Source organism: Streptomyces sp. NPDC014891 (assembly GCF_043081085.1).
GTDB lineage: Bacteria > Actinomycetota > Actinomycetes > Streptomycetales > Streptomycetaceae > Streptomyces.
In genome coordinates this window covers 1-2,573 of the sequence record NZ_JBIBWF010000026.1, presented here as the reverse complement: position 1 = coordinate 2,573, position 2,573 = coordinate 1, and the positions used below count along the sequence as shown (strand labels likewise).

General features: G+C 75.2%; 1 protein-coding gene. It reads left to right on the top strand.

All coding sequences use genetic code 11. From position 1 onward, the window contains the following. The coding region (locus ACF09E_RS35685) for a condensation domain-containing protein (RefSeq protein ID WP_392210486.1) at positions 1 to 2,573 on the top strand (2,573 nt) is incomplete at both ends.

Sequence of the window (2,573 nt, the reverse complement as noted above, 5' to 3'; positions counted from 1 at the left end):
TACCGCACCGGCGACCTCGTCACCCGACGCCACGACGGCGCACTCGACTACCTCGGACGCACCGACGACCAGGTCAAGCTCCGCGGCCTCCGCATTGAGCCCGGCGAGATCGACACGGTCGTGGCGGCGGCCCCCGGGGTCTCCCGGGCCGTCACCGTCGTCCGCGAGGACCGGCCCGGCGTCCAGCGGCTCGTGACGTACGTCGTCCCCGCCGCCGGGACCGCCCTGGCCACGGAGGCGCTGCGCGCCCACGCCGCCGCGCACCTTCCCGAGTACATGGTGCCGAGCGTCTTCCTCGACATCCCCGCCGTCCCCCTCTCCCCCAACGGCAAGCTCGACCGCCGCGCCCTCCCGGCGCCGCCGGACGCCGCGACCGGTCCGTCCCGAGCGCCGAGGGACGCGCGCGAGGAGATCCTCGCGGGGGTCTTCGCGAGCCTCCTGGGGCTCGAATCCGCAGGCGTCGAGGACGACTTCTTCGCCCTCGGCGGCCACTCCCTGCTCGCCGCCCGGGCGGCCGCCCGGGTGCGGACCGCCCTCGGAGTGGAGTGCTCCGTGCGGGACGTGTTCGAGGCACGGACGGTCGAGGCACTGGCCGCCCGGCTCTCCGCGCGCGGCGCCTCCGGCCGGCCCGCCCTCGCGGCGGCCGGGACGCGACCCGAGCCGACTCCCCTCTCGTACGCCCAGCGCCGCCTCTGGCTGATCGACCACGTGCGGGGCCCCGGGACGGCGTACAACGTGCCGCTCGCCATCCGCCTCGACGGTCCGGTGGACCCGGCGGCCGTGCGGGCCGCGGTCCGGGACGTCGTGGCGCGGCACGAGGTGCTGCGCACGGTGTTCACGGAGATCGACGGGGAGCCCTACCAGCGCGTCCTCGCGCCGGAGCAGGCCGAGGTCCCCTTCGAGGTCCGGCGGGTCGCCGCCCGGGCGCTCGGCGCGGAGGCCGAGTCGGTCTGCGGCCATGTCTTCGACCTGGAGCGGGAGATCCCGCTGCGGGTGGCCCTGCTGAGCGCCTCGGACGAGGAGCACGTCCTCGTGGTGCTGCTGCACCACATCGCGACGGACGAGTGGTCCACCGGACCGCTCCTCGCCGACCTGGACACCGCCTACGCGGCCCGTGCCGCGGGCCGTGCTCCGGAGTTCGCACCGCTCGCCGTCCAGTACGCCGACTACGCGCTCTGGCAGCGCGAGCTGCTCGGCGACCCGGAGGACCAGGACTCGCCGGCCGCGCGCCAGGCCGCCTACTGGCGGGACGCCCTCGCCGGCGTCCCCGAGGAGCTGGCCCTCCCCACCGACAGGCAGCGCCCCGCCACGCCCTCCTACGGGGGCGACGTGGTGCCCTTCGAGGTGGACGCGGCGACGGGATCGGGGCTCGCCCGGATCGCCCGGGACTCGGGCGCGACGATGTTCATGGCGGTCCACGCGGCCGTCACCGCCCTGCTGCACCGGCTCGGGGCCGGTGACGACATCGCGATCGGCACGCCGGTGTCCGGCCGGGGCGACGAGCAGCTGGACCCGATGATCGGATTCTTCCTCAACACCCTGGTGCTGCGGGCCGACCTCACGGGAGAGCCGAGCTTCGCCGACCTGGTCGGCCGGGTCCGGGACACCGGGCTCGCGGCCTTCTCGCACGCCGATCTGCCGTTGGAGGCCGTGGCGGAGGCCGTCGGCCAGGCCCGTTCGCAGTCCCGCAACCCGCTGTTCCAGACGATGGTGACGTACCACTCGGTGAAGACCGGGGTGTCCGAGCTCTTCGGGGTCCGGGCGAGTGAACTGCCGGTGGAGATCGGCGGGTCGAAGTTCGACCTGGAGTTCGCGTTCGGCGGTTCGGAGACCGACGGCGGAATCAGCGGCGGTCTGCGCTTCGCGACGGACCTGTTCGAGCGGGCCGGTGCCGAGCGGCTGACGGAGCGTCTGCTCCGGCTGCTGGCGGCCGTGGTGGCGGCCCCGGACGCTCCGGTCGCCTCGATCGAGCTGATGGACGAGGCCGAACGGCGCCAGCTGGACGCCTGGAACGACACCGCGCGCGTCCTCGACGGACCGGCCGACCTGGCCGACCTCGTCGCCGCCGGAGCCGACCGCGCCACCCGCACCGGAGAGCCCGCCCTCGTCTTCGAGGGCGAGGAACTCTCCCGCGCCGACTTCGACGCACGCGTCAACCGGCTCGCCCGCCTCCTCATCGGACGCGGCGTCGGACCCGAGACCGTCGTCGGCGTGGCCCTGCCCCGCTCCTTCGACCTGCTCGTCGCCCTCCACGCCGTCGTCCGCGCCGGCGGCGCCTACCTCCCGCTCGACCTCACCCTGCCCGCCGACCGCCTCACCCACATGACGGACACCGCCGCGCCGGTCGCGATCCTCACGGATCTGGTCTCCGAGGGCGCGCTCCCGGAGGATGCCGGGGCGGCGCGGATCGTGCTCGACTCGCCGGCCGTGGCAGGTGAGCTGGCGGGGCTCTCCGACGAGGCCCCGGCCGACGCGGACCGGCTCGCTCCGCTGCTGCCGCACCACCCGGCGTACGTCATCTTCACCTCCGGCTCCACCGGCCGCCCCAAGGGCGTGATGGTCGAGCACCGCGC